This window comes from Clostridium sp. HCS.1, assembly GCF_047900555.1.
In the GTDB taxonomy this organism is placed as follows: domain Bacteria; phylum Bacillota; class Clostridia; order Clostridiales; family Clostridiaceae; genus Clostridium.
Window position 1 is genome coordinate 3,701,588 of sequence record NZ_CP170704.1, and the last position, 20,746, is coordinate 3,722,333.

21 protein-coding genes are annotated in these 20,746 nt (G+C 27.9%); 8 read left to right on the forward strand and 13 right to left on the reverse strand.

Annotation, left to right across the window (positions count from 1 at the left end; all coding sequences use genetic code 11):
• Nucleotides 1-22: 22 nt before the first annotated feature.
• The 4 genes from ACFYH6_RS17770 to ACFYH6_RS17785 all read right to left on the reverse strand — a co-directional run bounded on the left by ACFYH6_RS17770 (nt 23) and on the right by ACFYH6_RS17785 (nt 2,631).
• The gene (locus tag ACFYH6_RS17770; RefSeq protein WP_416246468.1) at nt 23-850 is read right to left on the reverse strand and encodes a PTS system mannose/fructose/sorbose family transporter subunit IID; all 828 of its coding nucleotides are present in this window, start codon (nt 848-850) and stop codon (nt 23-25) included.
• Nucleotides 831-1,598 carry a PTS mannose/fructose/sorbose/N-acetylgalactosamine transporter subunit IIC gene (locus tag ACFYH6_RS17775; protein WP_416179890.1) on the reverse strand — a complete coding sequence of 256 codons (768 nt, stop codon included), beginning with the start codon at nt 1,596-1,598 and terminating at the stop codon, nt 831-833. The genes ACFYH6_RS17770 and ACFYH6_RS17775 overlap by 20 nt, the downstream gene beginning before the upstream one ends.
• Nucleotides 1,599-1,717: 119 nt before the next feature.
• Nucleotides 1,718-2,209 carry a PTS sugar transporter subunit IIB gene (locus ACFYH6_RS17780; protein WP_416179889.1) on the reverse strand — a complete coding sequence of 164 codons (492 nt, stop codon included), beginning with the start codon at nt 2,207-2,209 and terminating at the stop codon, nt 1,718-1,720.
• Nucleotides 2,206-2,631: a PTS sugar transporter subunit IIA gene (locus ACFYH6_RS17785; RefSeq protein WP_416179888.1), complete on the reverse strand. Its 426-nt coding sequence runs from the start codon at nt 2,629-2,631 to the stop codon at nt 2,206-2,208. Before ACFYH6_RS17785 ends, ACFYH6_RS17780 begins: the two co-directional genes overlap by 4 nt.
• Nucleotides 2,632-3,030: 399 nt before the next feature.
• Between ACFYH6_RS17785 and ACFYH6_RS17790 the strand changes: the two genes are divergently transcribed.
• Nucleotides 3,031-3,786 carry a GntR family transcriptional regulator gene (locus tag ACFYH6_RS17790; RefSeq protein ID WP_416179887.1) on the forward strand — a complete coding sequence of 252 codons (756 nt, stop codon included), beginning with the start codon at nt 3,031-3,033 and terminating at the stop codon, nt 3,784-3,786.
• 311 nt (nt 3,787-4,097) lie between these two features.
• On the opposite strand, the gene ACFYH6_RS17795 is transcribed toward ACFYH6_RS17790, so the two are convergent.
• Together ACFYH6_RS17795 and ACFYH6_RS17800 are read right to left on the reverse strand one after the other, a co-directional pair.
• The gene (locus ACFYH6_RS17795) at nt 4,098-5,222 is read right to left on the reverse strand and encodes an MGDG synthase family glycosyltransferase (protein WP_416179886.1); all 1,125 of its coding nucleotides are present in this window, start codon (nt 5,220-5,222) and stop codon (nt 4,098-4,100) included.
• A gap of 18 nt (nt 5,223-5,240) precedes the next feature.
• Nucleotides 5,241-6,035 carry an arginase family protein gene (locus ACFYH6_RS17800; protein ID WP_416179885.1) on the reverse strand — a complete coding sequence of 265 codons (795 nt, stop codon included), beginning with the start codon at nt 6,033-6,035 and terminating at the stop codon, nt 5,241-5,243.
• Nucleotides 6,036-6,314: 279 nt separating this feature from the next.
• Between ACFYH6_RS17800 and ACFYH6_RS17805 the strand changes: the two genes are divergently transcribed.
• Both ACFYH6_RS17805 and ACFYH6_RS17810 read left to right on the forward strand, forming a co-directional pair.
• Nucleotides 6,315-6,746 (forward strand): Fur family transcriptional regulator, encoded by a 432-nt coding sequence (locus tag ACFYH6_RS17805; protein ID WP_416179884.1) that lies wholly within the window; start codon nt 6,315-6,317, stop codon nt 6,744-6,746.
• A 166-nt stretch (nt 6,747-6,912) separates the two neighbouring features.
• Nucleotides 6,913-7,389: a Dps family protein gene (locus tag ACFYH6_RS17810; RefSeq protein WP_416179883.1), complete on the forward strand. Its 477-nt coding sequence runs from the start codon at nt 6,913-6,915 to the stop codon at nt 7,387-7,389.
• A 101-nt stretch (nt 7,390-7,490) separates the two neighbouring features.
• Here ACFYH6_RS17810 and ACFYH6_RS17815 read toward each other — a convergent pair whose 3' ends face one another.
• From ACFYH6_RS17815 to ACFYH6_RS17835, 5 genes are all read right to left on the reverse strand, one after another.
• Nucleotides 7,491-8,744, reverse strand: a complete 1,254-nt coding sequence (locus tag ACFYH6_RS17815; RefSeq protein WP_416179882.1) for a sensor histidine kinase — start codon at nt 8,742-8,744, stop codon at nt 7,491-7,493.
• Nucleotides 8,737-9,417, reverse strand: a complete 681-nt coding sequence (locus ACFYH6_RS17820) for a response regulator transcription factor (protein ID WP_316343666.1) — start codon at nt 9,415-9,417, stop codon at nt 8,737-8,739. The genes ACFYH6_RS17815 and ACFYH6_RS17820 overlap by 8 nt, the downstream gene beginning before the upstream one ends.
• Nucleotides 9,410-9,964, reverse strand: a complete 555-nt coding sequence (locus ACFYH6_RS17825; protein WP_416179881.1) for a ubiquitin — start codon at nt 9,962-9,964, stop codon at nt 9,410-9,412. The genes ACFYH6_RS17820 and ACFYH6_RS17825 overlap by 8 nt, the downstream gene beginning before the upstream one ends.
• Before the next feature lie 152 nt (nt 9,965-10,116).
• Entirely contained in the window at nt 10,117-10,653 is a 537-nt protein-coding gene (locus ACFYH6_RS17830; RefSeq protein ID WP_316343668.1) for a DUF4342 domain-containing protein, read from the reverse strand.
• 101 nt (nt 10,654-10,754) lie between these two features.
• Nucleotides 10,755-11,318 (reverse strand): hypothetical protein, encoded by a 564-nt coding sequence (locus tag ACFYH6_RS17835; RefSeq protein ID WP_316343669.1) that lies wholly within the window; start codon nt 11,316-11,318, stop codon nt 10,755-10,757.
• Between the two features lie 525 nt (nt 11,319-11,843).
• On the opposite strand from ACFYH6_RS17835, the gene ACFYH6_RS17840 reads away from it, so the two are divergent.
• Nucleotides 11,844-13,022 (forward strand): SIS domain-containing protein, encoded by a 1,179-nt coding sequence (locus ACFYH6_RS17840; RefSeq protein ID WP_416179880.1) that lies wholly within the window; start codon nt 11,844-11,846, stop codon nt 13,020-13,022.
• A gap of 89 nt (nt 13,023-13,111) precedes the next feature.
• Here ACFYH6_RS17840 and ACFYH6_RS17845 read toward each other — a convergent pair whose 3' ends face one another.
• The gene (locus tag ACFYH6_RS17845; RefSeq protein ID WP_416179879.1) at nt 13,112-14,281 is read right to left on the reverse strand and encodes a helix-turn-helix domain-containing protein; all 1,170 of its coding nucleotides are present in this window, start codon (nt 14,279-14,281) and stop codon (nt 13,112-13,114) included.
• Nucleotides 14,282-14,582: 301 nt separating this feature from the next.
• Here ACFYH6_RS17845 and ACFYH6_RS17850 point away from each other — a divergent pair, with 301 nt between their 5' ends.
• From ACFYH6_RS17850 to ACFYH6_RS17865, 4 genes are all read left to right on the forward strand, one after another.
• Nucleotides 14,583-15,068 carry a C-GCAxxG-C-C family protein gene (locus tag ACFYH6_RS17850; protein WP_316343243.1) on the forward strand — a complete coding sequence of 162 codons (486 nt, stop codon included), beginning with the start codon at nt 14,583-14,585 and terminating at the stop codon, nt 15,066-15,068.
• Nucleotides 15,069-15,079: 11 nt separating this feature from the next.
• Nucleotides 15,080-16,009, forward strand: coding sequence for a TDT family transporter (locus tag ACFYH6_RS17855; RefSeq protein ID WP_416179878.1), 930 nt, complete (start codon nt 15,080-15,082; stop codon nt 16,007-16,009).
• A gap of 208 nt (nt 16,010-16,217) precedes the next feature.
• On the forward strand, nt 16,218-17,609 hold the full coding sequence (locus tag ACFYH6_RS17860) for a DUF4317 domain-containing protein (protein ID WP_416179877.1): 1,392 nt from the start codon (nt 16,218-16,220) through the stop codon (nt 17,607-17,609).
• A 52-nt stretch (nt 17,610-17,661) separates the two neighbouring features.
• Nucleotides 17,662-18,012: a thioredoxin domain-containing protein gene (locus ACFYH6_RS17865; RefSeq protein ID WP_416179876.1), complete on the forward strand. Its 351-nt coding sequence runs from the start codon at nt 17,662-17,664 to the stop codon at nt 18,010-18,012.
• 99 nt (nt 18,013-18,111) lie between these two features.
• On the opposite strand, the gene recQ is transcribed toward ACFYH6_RS17865, so the two are convergent.
• Nucleotides 18,112-20,547 carry a DNA helicase RecQ gene (gene recQ / locus ACFYH6_RS17870; RefSeq protein WP_416179875.1) on the reverse strand — a complete coding sequence of 812 codons (2,436 nt, stop codon included), beginning with the start codon at nt 20,545-20,547 and terminating at the stop codon, nt 18,112-18,114.
• Nucleotides 20,548-20,746: the final 199 nt, after the last annotated feature.

Sequence of the window (20,746 nt, forward strand, 5' to 3'; positions counted from 1 at the left end):
TTTTCCTCCCTGTATATATCAATTATAGAATACCAAAGTATTTCCCTATTATTCCTAGAACAATAATCCCAATCATAATCCACACTGCTTTTACATTCTTCTTTAATAAATAGTAAATTAAAAATGTTAATCCTAGCGGCAATATTTTAGGACAAATCTCATCAAAAATACCTTGAACATCTAGGGTTACATCTTGTCCAAAATTAGCTACTAAAGCAAGCTTAACATTAACCATCGATGCAATCATACCGCCTATAACTGTTAACCCCATTACAGCTGCTGCAGTAGTAGCACGTTTCATTAATCCTCCAGCTACCAATGTCTCTATTGAGCTAGATCCAAGTTTATACCCGAATTGAACTCCATAATAACGCACCAATAAATTAGGAATATTATAAATAATCAAGAAAAGCAGAGGACCTATTAAATTCCCCTTCATAGCCAATGAAATCCCAATACCAGACCCAATGATACGGAAAGTTCCCCAAAAGAATGTGTCTCCTATACCAGATAACGGTCCCATAAGAGCTACTTTAATTGCATTAATTGAGTTGACATCAAATGTTGGATTAGAATTTGCCTCTTCCTCCATTGCTGCTGCAATACCAAGTACAAAAGGTGAGCAAGCAAATGTGTTATTATAAACCTCTGAGTGACGAGTACATGCCTCTGCTAATTTTTGCTTATCATTGCCATATAGTTTTTTTAAAACAGGAATTATAGAATATGCGAAACCAGGTGCCTGCATACGATCCATGGAATAACAAGCAGGTAAAAGAAAAGCTCTCCAAAATAAACTCATCAAATCTTTTTTTGTTAACTTTTTAGATTCAGATTTCGTCGACATCATTCATTACCTCCTTACCTTGATTCTCAGAATTATTAAACACTAGAATAGCTAAAATTGCTCCAATTATAGCCACCCCTACATTAGATAGTCCCAAAAATGCCACAGCAACAAAACCAATAAATAAGTACGGTGCTAATTTATTGCTATATGTAAGTTGCATTAGCAAAGCAAAGCCTAAGGCAGGAAGCATACCTGACGCTGTTGAAATTCCGCTTGTTATAAATTGCGGTGTGATTTCAATTAATTTTTCAAATAGTGGTGCACCAACTAGCATACCAATCAACACAACCAAGAAAGGGAAGAAAAAATAATTAAATAATCCACACCACTGACAGATTTCCATTACCTTTGTGTTACCAACCCCAGCTGCTGCTTTTGCTCTTTCACTAAGGATATGATTTAAAGGAATCCAAGTTAAATATCCAATCGTGGTACCAAAAGTTGAAATAGGCAATGCCATTGCTAATGCTACTTCCAAACCGGTTCCACTACCTAAGGCAAATGCTGTACAAAGTGCAGAACCAAGAGTTATCTCTGGCATACCAGAATGAGCACCAATTCCAACAAGTCCCATACTTAATAATTCAAACTGTGCGCCAAACATCATTCCCGCAACAGGATCTCCATAGACAAAACCAACTAATGTTCCTACTATTAACGGACGTTGTATCATAGTCATCCCAAATAGACGGTTATCAATTTTACAAATACCAGCTATTAATGCTACTAATATTGCTTTTATAAGCATTCTTTAAAACCTCCTATTCTTTTTGTATACTGTTTTTAAGAGTGTAGCCTCCTCTTTATTTTTTCACAACAAAACTCTTGTATTAAAATGATTGCTTAAATGCCAGCGATTTATTAGTTTTAGAGATTATTCTTTTGAGAAGCTTTTTTTAAAAGAGTTTCTAAATTATTAAACTTATGTGATGGAGTAGGCAACATTCCAACAGGTTTACCTGATTTAATTATACTCAAAAGTGCGTCTACATCTTCTGGTGTCAAATTAAGGTTATCCGAAATAAAAGGAGCTTTCTTACGTACACCACCTATCGTCAAGCGTGTAACCTCACTAACTCCCAAAGCCACTCTAGCAGCATCAATTGGATTATCAACCAATACCATTATTTTATATTTCTGACTATCTGGACCATTCAAAAAGGCGATACCATCATCTACAGATCGAAATCCATATTTTACAGCTGGAGGAACTGCCATTTTAAGTGCCATTTTTCTTGTATTATCATTAATGATTTTGTCATTGATGACCAAAAGGACATTGGCATCCAAAAACCTGGTCCAGGAGATAGCTACTTGTCCATGAATCAATCTGTCATCTAAATGAAGTGCTTTAATCATATTTCATTCTCCTCCTCACTTTTTTTCGCAATATCGTTTACAAAACAAATTCCCTGTGACCCAAATTGTAAAAGTGAATTAATTAACTCTTCCACAGGGATTGACTCATCAGAAAGACCTGCTTCTAGAACCATCCCTAAATTCATACCAGTTAAGATATAAATCTTATAAGATCTTATATACTCTGCCAATATATTGGTAATATTACCCCCAAATATATCTGTCAAGGCAATTATCTCATCGTCTATATTATATTTAGACAACTGATTTTCAATCACATTTTTAATGTGCTCACTAGAATCGGACATCTCAACTTGGATTGAAGAAAACTTGCAGAAGGTACTTTCTCCCCCAATAAGAGTAGCACTAGCAATAATAGCAGATGATAACGGGCCGTGGGAAGCCACAATAAAATGTCTCATATCTTTACTCCTTTCCTTCACCTTTGTATATTAGCAATGCGATTAATTCCGTATACAGAATATAAATTCCGAATAAATACTCTATGAAAATGTATCACTTATTACATCTTCAAAGATAACAAATTTGTTATCTTAATATTATCATATGTATATACATTTATCAATACATTTTTTATATTTTTTGTATTTTTTATTTAATTATATTTATTTTTTTCAAAGTTTTATATAATTAATTGGACTTTCTAATCCTTTTCCAATGAATTTTAGTCAATAAATCTAATAAATGCAATTGTATTTGTATATACATTTTAAACTATATAAATAAATCTATTGAACTTCTTCTCAAATAATTGTATAATAAAATATATTATACTACCATTAAGATAAGGAAAAATGGTTATGAAAAAAATACCGAAGTATAAAGAAATTGAAAACGATATTTTAACACAAATACACTCTGGAAAATTAAAGGCTGGAGATCAGATAATGACTGAAAATGAACTTTGTGAATATTATGCTGTAAGCCGAATGACGGCACGTAAGGCATTAGAGTCCCTTAATGCAAAGGGGATTTTAACAAGGATTGCTGGGAAAGGTAGCTTTGTTAACAAAAATAATATTCGAAAGCCTAGAGGTCTTACGCGGAGTTTTAGCAAAGATATTTTGTCCATTGGTAAACAACCAGGTTCAATTCTTTGTGAGTATAAATTATGTCCCGCTTATAAATTAGACTATATTGCATACTATCTAAATATACCTCAGGATGAACTAGTGCATTATATCTGTCGAATCCGTACAGCAGATGATGTAAGAATTGCCTTAAGTTATACATATATTCCTACAAGTATACTTCCAGCTTTGGATATACATATGCTAGATGGTTCTATATACGAATATATCGAAAAAACATATGAGATAAATCACAAAAGCAATGAAACAACGATTGAAGCAATAACTCCAAATGATGAACAGATAAAGATGCTAAATATTAATGCTAATACTGCTCTACTAAAAGTCAGCCACCCAAGCCTTTTGACTGATGGTCGAGTATTTGAATATACAGTTACATACTATGTTGGTGACCGTTTTATATATACTTGGTGCAACGATGATGATGAATATGGGTCTGGTTATCGGATTACTCCTAGAGATTGATATGATGTAAAACTTCTATATAATAATAAAAGAGAACAGGAGAAAAACTTTTGATTTTACCACTTTTTTGTTTGCTTTACTGTAAATCGTCAAATTAGTTTAGTGAAAATGTGGTTCTTCCGTGAAATGCCGTATTATCGATGATTTTAATATATGACTTTACATATTTATTTGTATTGTTAAAATAAAATTTTCAAAAAACGTAAATTTACGGAAGAACCAATATTAAGTTGACATTTATATTAAAGCCATATGTTTTCTAGGTATCCCATTATAATAAATATTAAATATCTCATATAAGTTTCTCCTATCTAGTTACTCCCTTTGTTAATTAACGTATTCATTAACTTTATAATATCTTTTGCAGCATTTAGTTTAGCATTTTTTCTTTGATTTTCTAACATATCATTTCTTATCTCTTGGTTATATAATAAGATCCTTCCTTGTTCAATTTGATTCGCAATTTTTTTAGAATGAAAAGACATCCCCTCTTCCATAAAAAATTCCATATTTTTAGTTTCACATCCTGGAATAGGTGATGTATGAACTAGAGGTTTATTTTTTACAATAACTTCTGTTGATGTTAATCCCCCTGGCTTTGTATATATCACATCAGCAGCATCCATATATAATGATATTTTATCAGTGTAACCTAAAATATTTACATTATCTTTATTCTTAAACTCTTTTTCTAAAAGTTTTTTTAACCTTTTATTATTCCCACATATAACAACTATCTGCTCACCATCTTTGCATTGTCTATTCAATTCAATAGTGAAAAGTTGAATCTTTCCAAAGCCCATGCTTCCACTCATAATTAAGTACATAGGCTTATCTGCATTAAGATTTAATTTCTTCTTTGCTTTCTTTATTTCTTCTTTAACATAAAAATCTTGCCTCACTGGAATTCCTAATGGATATAATTTTTCTTTTGGAATTCCTCTTTGTATATATTCATCCATCATTCTTTCATGTGGAATTACATAAGCATCACATTCTGTTTCTTCCCAAAAAGGAATACATGTATAATCAGTACTTATAGTTATAGTTTTTTCATTAATCATCTTCTTTTTCTTCATATATGTCATAGTTTCTGCTGGAAAAAGATGTGGCATTAAAATAATATCAAATTTATTTTCATCTAAATATTTTTTTAAATGCTTTGCCATTAATGAATTTGCATAATAAACTGGTGACTTTCTCTTATCTGATGATATCTTAAGAGCAACTCTATAAAGAATATAGAAAAAATGTGGAGTATATTTTGCAATATTAATATAAGTACCTCCAACCACTTTCGAAGTCCTATCACTTGAAAGTTTCATATAATCAAGCATAATTGCTTCATGCCCTTCTTTTTCTAAAGCTTCCTTCATTGCTTTTCCTGCTACGTTATGACCTTCCCCTGTATTGCAGGATAAAATTAATACCTTCATTTATACCTCCAAATATTGCTATATTTTATTGCTATAATATATGTTACTTTTATTTAACTTGTCCAAATATAAAAATTTATCTTCTTCCTCTAAGAAGTTAACTAATTTTGAATTAACTTTATCATTATTCCTTATTTCAATGACTTTCCTTACATCATTTTCTCCACATATATCTAAACCAATTACTTGATAATCAGATAAAATGACATGTAGAATTTTTATTAATTCATCAAAACTCATTATTCCTTGATCCCATGATGTATCAACTACTTTTTCACTTAATACATCTTTATCTATTGATATATAAACTGGATACTCATCATCTAAAAATCCACATAACTTTTCTTTATCTATACTTTTTAAATCATAATCACAAATACATTTAACCTTGCTTAAATATTTATTAGGAATTGTTTGTTTTTGCTCTTTACTTAATCCAATTATAAATACCTTTTTTAAAAACTTATTCTTATCTATTGCATCCATTATCCAAGAACCACAGGATAATATATCTCCAAAAGATGGTTTTACCATATCTGAATGGTGATCAAACACTATTAAGGTAAAATCTCTTTTTATCTTATTTATCCATAATTCACTAACATAATGATAATTACCTGAATCTATAAAATGTATTCCCTTTGGTTTTAAATCCTTTAGCTTTTCTTTTATCTCATTAAATGCATCTTCATCGCAATACCCATTAGTTCCATTAATATCTGTACAATCTATCCAATTATATTCTTTATCTAGAAAGAATTTCTCTCTTTCATAAACATGAGAGAAATTCATTATTGTTAACAAATTTTCCATAAACTCTCTCCTTTTTATACAGTAATAATATATATTTTATCATATTTTTACTACTTAGGTCATTTCAAGAAAATATAATGAATAAGTTATAAATATAATTGTTTATAGTAATCTATAGGTTTATAATTATATTGAATTAATCTAAACTATATACTAAATATTTATTTTATATAACTAATATTACTATTTTAATCATACATTTTATTAAGTATATTTTTATAGATTACTTTTTTAAACTATGATAAACTTATATATTGAATAAAGGAGGGATTCATAATTATGTTACTCATTGATAATATTGAAAAATATTTGAGAGATCATGGAATCAGTCCATCCTATCAAAGAAAAAGAATCTTTGAATATTTATATAATAGTAAAGAACATCCAAGAGTTAATGATATATACTATGCATTAATAGATGAAATTCCAACATTATCAAAAACAACTGTATATAATACTTTAAATCTTTTTATCAAGAATAAAATAGCAGAATCTATTATAATAGACGAAAATGAATTTAAGTATCAAATATTGGATGATAAGAAACATGGTCATTTTAAATGTGAAGTTTGTAATACTCTTTATGATATTGAAATTGATATAGATAGCTTGAATATAGATTCTTTAAAGGGCTTTGATATCCATGATCAATCTTTTTATTTCAAAGGTATTTGCAAAAATTGTAAAGATAAAGATAAAAATAAAAATTAAATAATATAAATGTTAGTACAAAGTATAGCTCATATATTTTTAATATGAACTATACTTTTTTTATTAAAATATGGTAAATTATATTGACTTTTTTCCAGTTTAGTATTATTATAATATTGTAATCAATACAAATTTAAAATTATTTTAATTAAGGGAGGAAATATTTATGAGTAAAAATTATATAGGTTTAGATAATAAAAAAATTGAGGGAGTAGTTAAATCACTTAATGATTATTTAGCAAATCTTAATTTATTATATGTTAAAATTCACAACTTACATTGGAATATACAAGGTCATTCCTTCTTCCAACTTCACAGTGTATTTGAAGGATATTACGAAGGTGTAGCTAAGTCATTAGATGAGGTAGCTGAAAGAATATTAACTTTAGGTTCTAGACCATCTGCTTCAATGAAGGAATATATGAAACTTGGTACTGTTGAAGAATTAGAAAGCAAAGGATTAACTGGAGAAGAAGCTATAGACATATTAGAAGCCGATTTCTTAACTATGATTAAGGATTCAAGAGATATCCTTTCTATGGCAGAAGATGCTGAAGATTTAGGAACTGCTAATTTAATGGAAGGCTTAATTGCAGAATATGAAAAAGCCCTTTGGATGATTAAATCTTATAAAGCTAACTAATTTATCATTCCAAAGTTTAAAATAGATACTTATAAAAAATGAGGCTGTCGCTACAGCCTCATTTTTATTTTATATAATAATTTATTAACTACTATATTAATCTATAATTTTTTAGGTAAAAATACAGTTATTCTCGTTCCTATGTCTTTTCTACTTAAAACAGAAAAATATCCCTTATGATTATCAATAATCCATTTTGCTATTGATAGTCCAAGTCCCGTTCCACCATTTTTTCTAACTCTTGCTGTATCTGCTCTAAAGAAACGTTCAAATATATGTGTAACATCCTCTTCATTCATACCGATTCCATTATCCTGAACAGAGAAATAAGGTTCCCCCTTAGTACTTATTCCTACTTTAAGAATTATTAGTTCACCTTCATCAGTATACTTTGCAGCATTATCAATTAATATCCTTGCTGTTTGCTTTAACAAACCTATATCTCCATAAACTGTAACCTTCTCTTTTTCAATATATTTATATATATGATTTTTATCTATCATCTTAGATTCTTCCAAGACTTCAGTCATCATATCATTAAGTGAGAACTCTGCCATTTGAAGCTGTGTTTTACCATTTATTCCTCTTGCTAAGAATAAAAGTTGTTCTACCAGATTTTTCATATTTTCTGATTCACTTTTTATAGCTTTAATAGACTCATCTAAAACACTTTCATCTTCTTTTCCCCAACGGTCTAGCATATTAGCATATCCTTGAATTACAGAAATAGGTGTTCTAAGCTCATGAGAAGCATCTGAAACAAACCTTGCCTGTTGCCTATAGGAATCTCTCATTCTATCTAGTAAATTATTTATAGCCGCTTCTAATCCCTGAAGCTCATTATCTCCAATATGAACTCTTTCATCTGAAGCTGTTGGACTAATTTTAGATATAGCATCTTCTAAAGTATGAAATTTTTCTTCATCGAAAGCCATATCACTAAGCCTACTTGCTGTTTCTGCCATTTCATTAAGAGGCTTTAAGGTTCTTCTAATTCTTGAAGTCCCAAAAATTATTTCCTGGAACAAAAGTATTCCTTCAATAATACCTATAATTTTAATTAGCTTTAAAATATTATAAAGAAATTCACTAGCTTCCTTAACTAAAACTTTCCCATCATCCCAAACCACCTTATAACTTGCAGTTTCTATAGGATAAAAGTTAATAGTTCTTTTTGCAGTTTTCACAAACTCTCCATAGAACTCTATCTCTCCTTCAATACACCAAAAACCTATTAGTATTAATATTATACATATATCAAGAAAAAGGAACTTAAAAAATAGTTCTCTTACAGAAATAGAATTAAGCTTTATTGCAATAGATGTAACATTTTTAACTTTATTTTTCTTACTCATCTTTTATTACGTATCCTACTCCACGAATAGTAGTTATAATCTTAACATTAAATCTATCATCTATTTTTGTTCTTAAATATCTTATATATACATCTATTAAATTCGTTTCTCCAATATAATCATAGCCACATACTTTATCCATAAGAACATCTCTATTTAAAACTATATTTTTATTTTCCATTAATATTTGTAGTAAAGTGAATTCTCTATTAGTTAGTTCTATTTCTATATCTCCATACATTACCCTATGTCTCATTTTATCTAAAGATAATAATCCACACTTAATAATATCAGTATCTTTTTTAGTTACTACTACTCTCTTTTTTAATGCTGTTCTTATTCTTGCTAGAAGTTCTTCTATGGCAAAAGGCTTGGTTATATAATCATCAGCACCTGCATCAAGTCCTGATACTTTGTCCATAACCGCATCCCTTGCTGTAAGCATAATTACAGGAATATCAGAAGTTTTTCTAAGCCTTCTTAAAACTTCTAACCCATTAAGTTCAGGCAGCATTATATCAAGAATAACTAAATCAACATCTTCTTTTTCTGCCATTTCAAGACCTATTCTACCATTATTAGCTTTTACTATTTCATAACCTTCATGAACTAATTCTAGCTCTATAAATCTAGCTATTTTCTCTTCATCCTCAACTATTAAAATCTTAACCATGATTAAACCCCTTCTTGATTTCTTCCTTTATTTTTTTAACAAACAATGAAATTTCCTTAAATACCTTGTTTACTTTTTCAGTATTGACTCTTTTTGAAGATACAGAAAACTCTATATCAAAGAAAAGTCCAACTATAATTAATGGTATAACTATCCAAAAGGTAAACATTAAAAGTAGTATTAATACTGTAATAGGAATTTTTAAAAACATTCTTCCATCTTTAGATATTTCAAAAAATATATTATTACAAGTATCTATTATCCTACATAGAGCTTCAAAAATGCCTTCAAAGCCATTTGTTTTTCTTGAACTCCTTTTTCCTTCCTTTTTATCATATATAACTATATTATAGTCATTACTATAGGTATCTTTGTTTTCATTAGTATAGAAAGTACTTGTTGAAGGTCTTTTTATTCTTCCTTTTTCTTCTAAATATATAATAGCATCTAGAATATCCCAGTTATTAGCTTCTAAGATTTCTTTTGCTTCTTCATAGCTTATATTTGCTTTATCTTTTAATTTTTCTACAAGTTTAAGATCCTCCATAAATATTCCTCCTATTTATGATGTGAAAAAGCTTATCTATAAATCTTTTCCATATATATTAAATTATATCATTCAGTTCATTACTTTGTATATTTCCACATAAAAATGAAGAGACCTTGAAAACTTCAAACTCTCTTCATTAATACTATATATTACTTTTCATATCCTTCTTTAAAGTCTTTTTTAATATTATCTGCTGATTCTGATACTTTTTCTAAAATATCATTTACACCTTTAGAGTTCATATTGGGACCAGATATTGAGTATCTATATCCACAGAATAATCCAACTACTAACAATATGCCTACTGCCCAGAAGAATAGTACTAATAAAAGTGCTGATATTGTTAATGATATTTTTATAGGCTTTTCATTTTCTTTTCTTATTTCAAAGTAATTTTCATTTCCCTTTTTAATCATCTTACCTATAAACTTAAATATTCTTCCAACAATTTCTCCAAGGCCACCACTTTTCTCCTTATTTTGTTTATGGTTTTCCTTTTTGCTATTATTTTCTTCTTTAACTTCAATGATTGTTGTAGTATTTCTATCTTCAAACTTACCCATTCTCTCTAAGTAGAAAATAGCATCTAAAAGATCCCAGTTATACTTTTCAAGTGCTTCTTCTGCCTCTTTACGAGTTATATTTGCTTTACCCATTAAGATTTCAATCATTTCATTTCTTTCCATTTAACTTCACCCCATAAATAATTTTTATCTTTACTATGGTTATATAATACTTTTGTAAAATTAATATGAAATATAAGAAAGATTAAAATTAGATTAAAATCTTAATATTTATTTTTAAGCTTTATTTTCACATCCACAATCCTATTTTTATTCATTTTAATGAAAGCAATAGAATTAATAATTCCAATATAAAAACTATATATTGCTACCAATGTACTTAATATTAAAAACATTAAATTAAAATTTTGTTGTATTGCATTTATAATAACAAGAATACTTAAAAGTATATAAGCAATTGCCTTCATTATTACTCTCTCTTTTTCTTTGCTATTAATTATACTTTCCATTAAAGAAGTCTTCTTTTCTCTTTTAAAATTCTTAATTACTTTTAATTTTTTTAAAAAGCTAAGTCTAAAATATAGCTCTACTAAAACTACGGCCCCTATCCCTACTAATAATGTATTTTGCCATGTATGAAAATAATTCCCTAATAAAATAATTACAATACATATAATGTAGTACCTATAGTATAATAATCTAAACTTATTTTCCATTTGCTTAGATATAATATATCCATTTTTATCAAAAATATTATAATAAACCTTATCTCCATACATATCTAAATATATATTGCTTCCTGATAAACTTGAAATATCTTTTCTCACTATAACATCACCTTTCCTAAACAAATATGTTTACTGTACTGAATAATCATCATTAAGAACCGCTAAATCTCTACCATATCCCACTCCTATTCTTCCCTTTTCATTATCGACACCTAATCACTTGCAAGATTAATAGTGCGTTAATTAATAGTATAATTAAAGTTCCCTATTTTCTCACAAAGTAAATCTTGATCCTGGCTCATATCCTTTAGCCATTAAAGCATCTATAATAATTATACAATAATCTAACACTTTATAATTTTAAAAAATATATAATGACATAGTAGTTAAGTGATTGCCGTCACTAACTATCTCTCCATACATTCCCATAAATCTTAATACATCACCTACTTGTCCATTTTTTTCTGTGATTAAAAGATTTTATCCACATTATATACAAGTTCTCTATTCCAACATTTGCACTTTTTAACATAAATATTATATCTTTTAGTACTTTCATTGAATTTATATTACTCTTAATTATAATTAAAATTATAATATAAATTGAAAATGGAGGAAATTAATATGAGTATTTTTAATATTGATGAAAAAGAAATGAAAAAAGGCTCTTCTATATTTACCTTAAATGAAATATATCAACAACCTAAAACTTGGCTAAAAACATTAAAACAAATAAAAGAAAATAAGGAGGATATACAAAACTTTATTAATCAAGTTATTAATTGCAATGATTTTGACATAATATTTACTGGTGCCGGTACTAGTGAATTTGTAGGAAACTCTTTATATTCTTATTTGAATAAAGAATTAAATTATAGAGTTAAATCTTATGGAACAACTGATATAGTTTCTGATCCTGAATTATATATATCAAAGGATAAACCAACTTTATTAATAAGCTTTGGACGATCTGGGAATTCCCCTGAATCAATAGGTGCTGTTGAAGCTGCAAATAGTATTTCTAATAATTTATATAACCTATTTATTACTTGTAATAAATATGGTTCACTTTCTAAAATGGCTGATAACCTTAAAAATTGTTATTCAATAAATCTTGCTGAAGAAACTCATGATCAATCCTTTGCTATGACATCTAGCTTTACTAACATGTATTTAGCCGCATATCTATGTTTTAATCTTAATAAATTAGATGAAAAATCAGAGATAATAAGTAGTATATCTTTAGCAACTCAAAATTTCTTAGATAAGGGTTTTGAAATTGCAAATAAGATAGTTAATGAATATGAATTTAATAGAATAGTTTATTTGGGTAGCAATGTTTTAAAGGGAATTTCTCAAGAGTCTTCTTTAAAAATCCTTGAGCTAACAGCTGGTAAAACAGTAGCAATATTTGATACTCCATTAGGCTTTAGACATGGTCCGAAATCAATAATTGATGATTCAACATTAATAGTTGTATATGTTAGTGCTGATGAATTCACTTATAAATATGAACTTGATTTGATAAAGGAAATCAGCTCTCAAAGGGGAAAGAATAAGCTAGTTGTAATTACTAATAATTCTAATACTGATTTAGAATCTTTAGCAGATTATATATATTCTTATAATATTAATAATAATTTAAATAATGTTGAATTAGGCTTAGCTTACATTACTTTTGCTCAAAGCTTATCAGTATTAAAATCATTATCACTTGGCTTAACCCCAGATAATCCTTGTCCATCTGGGGAAGTAAATCGTGTTGTTAAAGGTGTTACTCTATATTCTTACACCTGCAAATAAAAAAGTGCCAAATTATTATTATTTAATTTAAAATATATTTTTAACCTTTACGGAAAATTATAAGGAGTTGTTACCACAGCTCCTTAATTCTATTTCTTATATATATTTTGGGCATATTCACTGGGTCTTATTTCGTAATGTTTTTTAAAAGCTCTTGAAAAATAATTGATTGAATTAAATCCTAACATAAAGGATATTTCACTAATTGTATATTTATTTTCTTTTATTAACTGCTTACTTTTACTTAATTTTAAGTCATTAATATATCTTTTGGGAGATGTACCTAAATTATTTTTAAATAATGCCTGTAAAGATGATCTAGAAATTGCAAACTTACTGCAGATTTCCTCAATGCTAATAGGAGAACAAGTCTTATCTTCAATATATCTTATTATTTCTTCTAGTAATTCATCCTGAAAATGCTGTTGCAACTCTGTTGGTAATTTACTATCGTCCCCTTCTAAATAATCATATTGAAATAATCTAATTATAATTTCATAGAGATTACTTAAAATAAGATTTTCTGAATATGGTATTGTACTTGATATATTCTTTGCAAAAGTTCTTATAGCCTTGTATAATTCCTTTCTACAATGAAACACTTTATTACGAATGAAACTATCATCATCACATTTCATATCGAACATAATAGTTAGATATGAACAAGATGTATCATTATTTACAGCTTGTGTATGAAATTGATTTTTACCATAAATAATTAAATCTGATGAATTTAATATATATTTAACTCCATCAATTCTTGTCTCCAAAGTTCCATTATCAACAAATGTCAATTCATATAAATTATGTTTTTCACCTTTAAATCTATATTTGGGACTTTTTATACTATAATAGTATGCCATTATTTCAGGTATATTTATTGTTTGCAATATCCTGTTATAAACATATGGTGGATTTAAAAATTCAAGCTTAAGATTATATTTTGATGGTATTATTAGATTAAATTTAGCTTTATCTGTCATAGGAATAATATTAAAGTACATATTGGGTTTAATCTCTAAATATCTATGAATTGCAAATAGATTAAAATCTCCATTACTAGAGTCACTTATTAATATAGATGCCATTCCTTCAACTACTTCTATATAAGTTGACTCTAAAAAACTGTATAAGCTAGAAATAACTTTATCTCTAGTTATAATTTCCTTATGTATCAAAGTTCTATCATTAATATCTTTCATATTATCATAGATAGAACCATATCTTTTAAAACTTATACTAGTTGTCTTTTCATACATATAAAATCACCTCTCAATACAATTTACTTTTGTAACCCCAATCACATAAAGAAACTTCTTAATGATACTACAGTATACATATTTTTTTAAAAAATAATATACTTATTTCCCCAAAAATAATTTTTATTTTCTTGTTATGAAACATTACTAAAAAATATAAGTATTCTAACTTCTACTCTACTATCTTTATAATAATTTATGAATAAACTAATTAAAAGGCTTTTACAAAATATATTTTTTGTATTAAATTACCATTTAAGTTATAATATTAATGAATATAAAAAATGGGGAGGGTTTTTACATGAATATTAAAAATGAAGTAAGCATAAGAAAAGTGTCTAAAGATGCTGAGGATTTATTTCGTGGAGGATTTTTTTGCTCTGAAGCACTAATAAGCTCCATACGTTCTAATTTTGAATTAGATATACCTGAAGAGGTAATAGCTATGGCTTCTGGATTTCCAGTAGGTATAGGACGTTCTAAATGCCTTTGCGGTGCAGTATCAGGTGGAGTTATGGCTTTAGGATTATTCTTTGGTAGAACTAAACAAGGAGATCATAAGGTAGAGAAAAATTTAGAGTTATCAAAGGAATTACATGACTGGTTTAAAGATGCAAATGGTAAGAATGCTCTTTGTTGCCGTATACTAACTAAGGAATTCGATATGTCAGTAGGTGCTCATAAGGAACAATGTATACGTTATACTGGAATGGTTGCTGGTAAGGTTGCTGAAATCATTGTAAGAGAATTAGATTTAGTTAATACAGACAACTTAGTGTCAGTATAGGAGTTGATATCATGATTAAGAAAATACCACTTCCTATTGCAGGGTTAATGCTTGGATTTGCAGCTTTAGGTAATTTACTTCAAAGTTATTCTGAAACTATAAGATTAGCTTGTGGCCTTATATCCCTTATATTAGGTTTATTATTATTATGTAAAATTATAATGTATCCAGCTATGATAAAAGAAGATATGAAAAATCCTATTATGGCAGGAGTTGCTGCTACCTTTCCAATGGCTATAATGCTTTTAGCTACTTATGCCAAAGCATTTTTAGGACAAGGTTCTATTTATATTTGGTATTTAGGAATACTTATTCATTTAGCTTTAATAATTTACTTTACAATAAATTTCATTTTAAAGTTTGATATAAAAAAGGTTTTTACCACATATTATATAGTTTATGTTGGAATAGCTATTTCAAGTGTTTCTGCACCAGCTTTTGAAAAAACTAATATAGGTACATTGGCATTTTGGTTTGCATTTATATTATGTTTATTATTATTAATAGTTGTAACTTATAGATATATTAAATTTAAAGATATTCCTAACCCAGCTAAACCACTATTTTGTATCTATGCAGCTCCTGTAAGCCTTTGTCTTGCTGGATATATGCAATCAATACAAACAAAGTCATTACCAATGGTAATTTTCTTAGGTGCTTTATCACTTATAATATATGTTATAGTTTTATTTAAATTACCTAATCTTTTGAAATTGCCATTTTTCCCTAGTTATTCAGCCTTTACCTTCCCCTTTGTTATAAGTGGAATTGCAATGAAGATGACTATGGGATACTTAGGTAAACTTGGCTATAATGTTGGATTTTTAAAATATATTGTTTTATTACAAACAATAATAGCTACTTTATTAGTACTTTATACTTTATACAGATATATAGTATTTTTAATTCCTAAAAAAAGAGATTATTCAGTAACTCAATAATTTCTATTATTATTTTACTTTTGTAAATAGAGAAAGAATTATTCTAAAAATATTTAGATCATTCTTTCTTTATTTTTATTTTACTTCAAAATTTTGCTATATTTATCATCTAAAAGTTAACATAATAAATTCTTTATCTAACAGTAAAAAAAGATTATACTAAAATGAGATTCTATTAAGATTCTAATTTTGATTGAGAGGTTTTTATATGAGAAAAAAAGACATACTTGAATTAAAGAAAAGACTAAAGAAAGATCATTGCACCTTTACTAAAATGTGTGGTTGCTATGTAAATGGAGAAAAACATGTTATTTTAAAATTTAGAGAAACATTTTTAAACTTAGATGAAGATGAATATTTTAAATACTTAGAAATAGCTAAAAAAGTACTATCTGGGACTATAGGAAATAACCTATTAGAATTAAATTTTCCTATTAATTATGACCTTGTAAATGAAAAGCAAATTTCTCTTATGCAGCTTAAAAGTAGCCAATTAAAGGATGATACACTTCTTGATAGCTTCTATGATTCAATTATTGATAATTATGATTACACTGGTAATTTTTTAATATTAATCTTTCATGATGCTTATGATGTTATTACTAAAACTAAGGATAATGCAAAACTAGATGAATCTGAAGAGGTATATGAATATGTACTATGTGCAATATGTCCTGTTTCACTTTCAGAACCTGGCCTTAGATATTTCGATGAAGAAAATAAAATCAAAGCTCGTATTAGAGACTGGGTAGTAGAAGCTCCAACTAATGGATTTGTATTCCCTGCTTTTATTAACCGTAGTTCAGATGTCAATTCTATTATGTATTACACTAAAAATGCAAAAGACACTCATCCTGAATTAATGGAAAATGCCTTAGGATGTGATTCAAAGCAAACTGCTACTATACAAAAGGAAACCTTCCAATCAATTATTAAAGATTCCTTTGGTTCTGATGAAAAGAAGGCTGAAAAAATCTTTATGGAAGTACAAGAAAATTTAAATAATATGATTGATGAATATAAGGCTATTTATGAGGATGTAGATTCAGAACCTATAACTCTAAAAAAAGATGATATACAAAATATTCTAATAGAAAGCGGAATTCCTGAAGAAGTTACTACAAAGATTGAAAAATCCTATGAGGAAATTTTTGGTGATGATTTGCCATTAGCTGAAAATTTAATTGATTCAAAGGTTCTTAAAGCAAATGAGCAAATAAAAAGAGAAAAGCATCTACAAAAGCAAGTAGAAATACTCCAAAATAGGCTTGAAGAAGTAAAACAAGAGGCTGCTGCAGACAAGGAAATTTCTGAATCTAATGCTGATGATATTAAAAATACTAAGGAAAACTTAAGTGATGAAAATGATAATTTAGCCTCAGAAGATTATACAGAAATTGATTTAAAAGAAGCTTCAGAATCTGATTTAGAAGAATCTGAAGATAAAAATATAGAAGCTAATTATGATGTTATCCTTCAAGTTAAGCCTGAAAAAATCCCTCAAATAAAGTCGCAAATAATTGATGGTCAAAAGTGCATAGTTATTCCTATTGATGAAAATGAACAAACTGCAATTAATGGATTAGATGACATAATTTGATATTAAGCCTCCCCTTTGGTATAATATTCTAAAAAGGATAGGAGGATTCAAAATGTTTGAAGGAAATAAGTATGAAGAAGATGTAAAGTCATTTAAGAAAGTACTTTCTACACAAGCAGATGAATTATTGGCTAATGAAGATAAGGCTGTTGTCTACATTGGAAGATCAACTTGTCCATTTTGTCGTAGATTCGCAAGTAAATTAAGTGCCTTAGCAGATAAGGTTGACACAACTATTTATTATGTTAATAGTGAAGATTACTCCGATAAGGATGTTAACAAATTTAGAAATAAATATAATATTGTAACTGTACCAGGTTTTATAGTTCATAAGAATGGAGAAACTGAAGTACGTTGTGATTCTTCACTTCCAGAAAGTGAAATATTAGATCTAGTTAAATAAGTTCCTCTGTAAGTAGGAATTTATAAATTTATAGGACTATCATTTTGGATTATAAATCCCTTAATGATAGTCCTTTTATTTAACTTAATTTTTATAAGCTTATCCCTTAAGAATAATATTATTTAGTATTACAGCTCTTATAGCTTCATATTTAATGTAATCTGGTAAACTCTTTTTAATAGCTTGAATTTTATCTATTCCATTCTTATTAATAGCATCTAAAATCATTTTTTCATCTTCTTTATGATAATACTTATTGCAATCTATTTCTATGCTATAATCTCCACTGGCTTTTATATAATCTGTTATATATCCAAGAATAGTTGAAATTGATATTTCCATATCCTCTGATATTGCTTCTATATCTTCTCCCATATTAAGTCTATCTAAAGCGATCTCAGAAGCTCCCCTAGTTTCACCATCTATAATAAGTTTTTTCCTCTTCTTTTCTTTCCAAACTGGATTAATGCCCTTTTCAATAATATATCTATCTACTTCTTCAACTATTTGCTGACCGTATGTCTCAATCTTTTTGTGTCCAATACCCCCAATGTCTTTAAGCTTTTCTAAGGTGTCAGGATAACGTCCACTTATTTCTTTTAAGGTATTTTTACTTAAAATCATTTGCACAGGAATATTTAATTTCTTTGCAAATCCTTCTCTTATATTAATAAGCCTATCTAAAAGTTCTTTGTCACTATTAACTTCAAAATAATCATCTTCTATTTCTTCAGCTTGATTCTTATCTACTGCTACTTCCTTTTCAATATTATTTTCTATGACATAATCTTTAATTATATCTATAAATCTTTCACCATATCTCTCATATTTAATTTCCCCAACTCCTGAAATTTCAAGAATTTCTTCCTTAGTAATAGGATATTTAATACTCATTTCCCTTAAGGTTCCATCACCAAATATCATGTATGGAGCCTTTCTTTCCTCTTGTGCTATTTCTTGTCTTAGTAATCTTAATTTCTCAAATAAATCATTGATTTCAATTCTATTACTTTCAATATTAACTTCCTTAAGAAGAACTTTTACTTCTCCCTTTATAACCTTAAAGGAAATACTATTTAAGGCCACCGTTGAATATTCCTCATTAACCTCTAGATATCCATGGGCAATTAATATATTTATGAATTCCTTTAATCCATCACTAGAGTATTCCTTCATTATTCCATAGGTACTAATTTCATCAAAGCCTAAATTTAAAAGCTTCTTATTTTTAGAACCTCTAAGAACATCTACTATCATTCCTACTCCAAAGCTTCTCTTCATTTTATAAATACAAGATATAACCTTTTGAGCTTCTATAGTTTTGTCCTTCACTTCACCTTTATTTAGACAGTTACTACAATTACCACATTCTCCTTCATAGGAATCACCAAAATAATTTAATATATATTTTCTATAGCAACTATTTATATAAACTAAGCTTGTCATTTGCTGAAGCTTTTTATACTGATTATTTTTCCTTATTGGATCTTCAGTACTAACTTCAATTAGATACTTTTGAGTAATTACATCTGCAGGTGAGAAAAGCATTATACATTCACTTTCTTCCCCATCTCTTCCTGCTCTACCTATCTCTTGGTAGTATCCTTCAATATTCTTAGGCATGTTATAGTGAATAACATATCTTATATTAGGTTTATCAATACCCATCCCAAAGGCATTAGTAGCTACAATTACATTAGTTTCATCATTTATAAATTCTTCTTGGCATTTAATTCTTTCATCATTTGAAAGACCTGCATGATATCTTCCTGCTTTAATATTATTTTTATTTAATAATTCATAAATACTATCAACATCTCTTCTTGTTGCTGCATATATTATTCCTGCATCTTTAGAATTACCCTTTATATAATTAATTAAAAACTTCTTTTTCTCTATTCCCTTAATTACATTTATCCTTAAATTTTCTCTATCAAAACCAGTAACAAATATTTTTGGATTATTAAGTCTTAATAAATTTACAATATCATCTCTTACTTCTTCAGATGCTGTTGCTGTAAAAGCTGTTATAATAGGTCTTTCTATTAGCTTATCAATAAAGGTTGAAATCCCCTTATAGCTTACTCTGAAGTCATGTCCCCATTGAGACACACAGTGTGCTTCATCAATAGCAACTTGTGCAATTTTTACTTGTGTTATTGCTGTAATAAATTCATTTGAGTGAAGTCTTTCAGGTGCCACATAAATTATCTTATATTTTTTATTTTCAATACCATTCATTACCTCATTAAATTCATAAGTAGATAAAGAACTATTTAAAAATGCAGAGTTTATTCCCATTGAATTTAAAGTATCTACTTGATCCTTCATAAGAGATATAAGTGGTGAAATTACTATTGTTATTCCTTCTAAAATTAAAGCTGGAATCTGATAGCAGAGAGACTTTCCCCCTCCTGTTGGCATAATAGCAAGGACATCCTTTTCTCTTAATATTTCATCTATTATTTTTTCTTGTCCTCTTCTAAAATTCTTATATCCAAAGTACTTCTCTAAAACTTCTAACTTATCAATCACCTATACTTTTCTCCTTATTATATATGAAATTTATTTATCTTAATTATAGCACTATCTTCTTAACTCTATTCATATTTTAGTATTTTACAACCTTATTATTTCACTTTATTAAATACTAAAGTTATCTATTACTACATAAAAATAAAAAAGCTGCCTAAGCAGCTCCATTTAAAAACTAAAAATTTTTAAGGGATATATA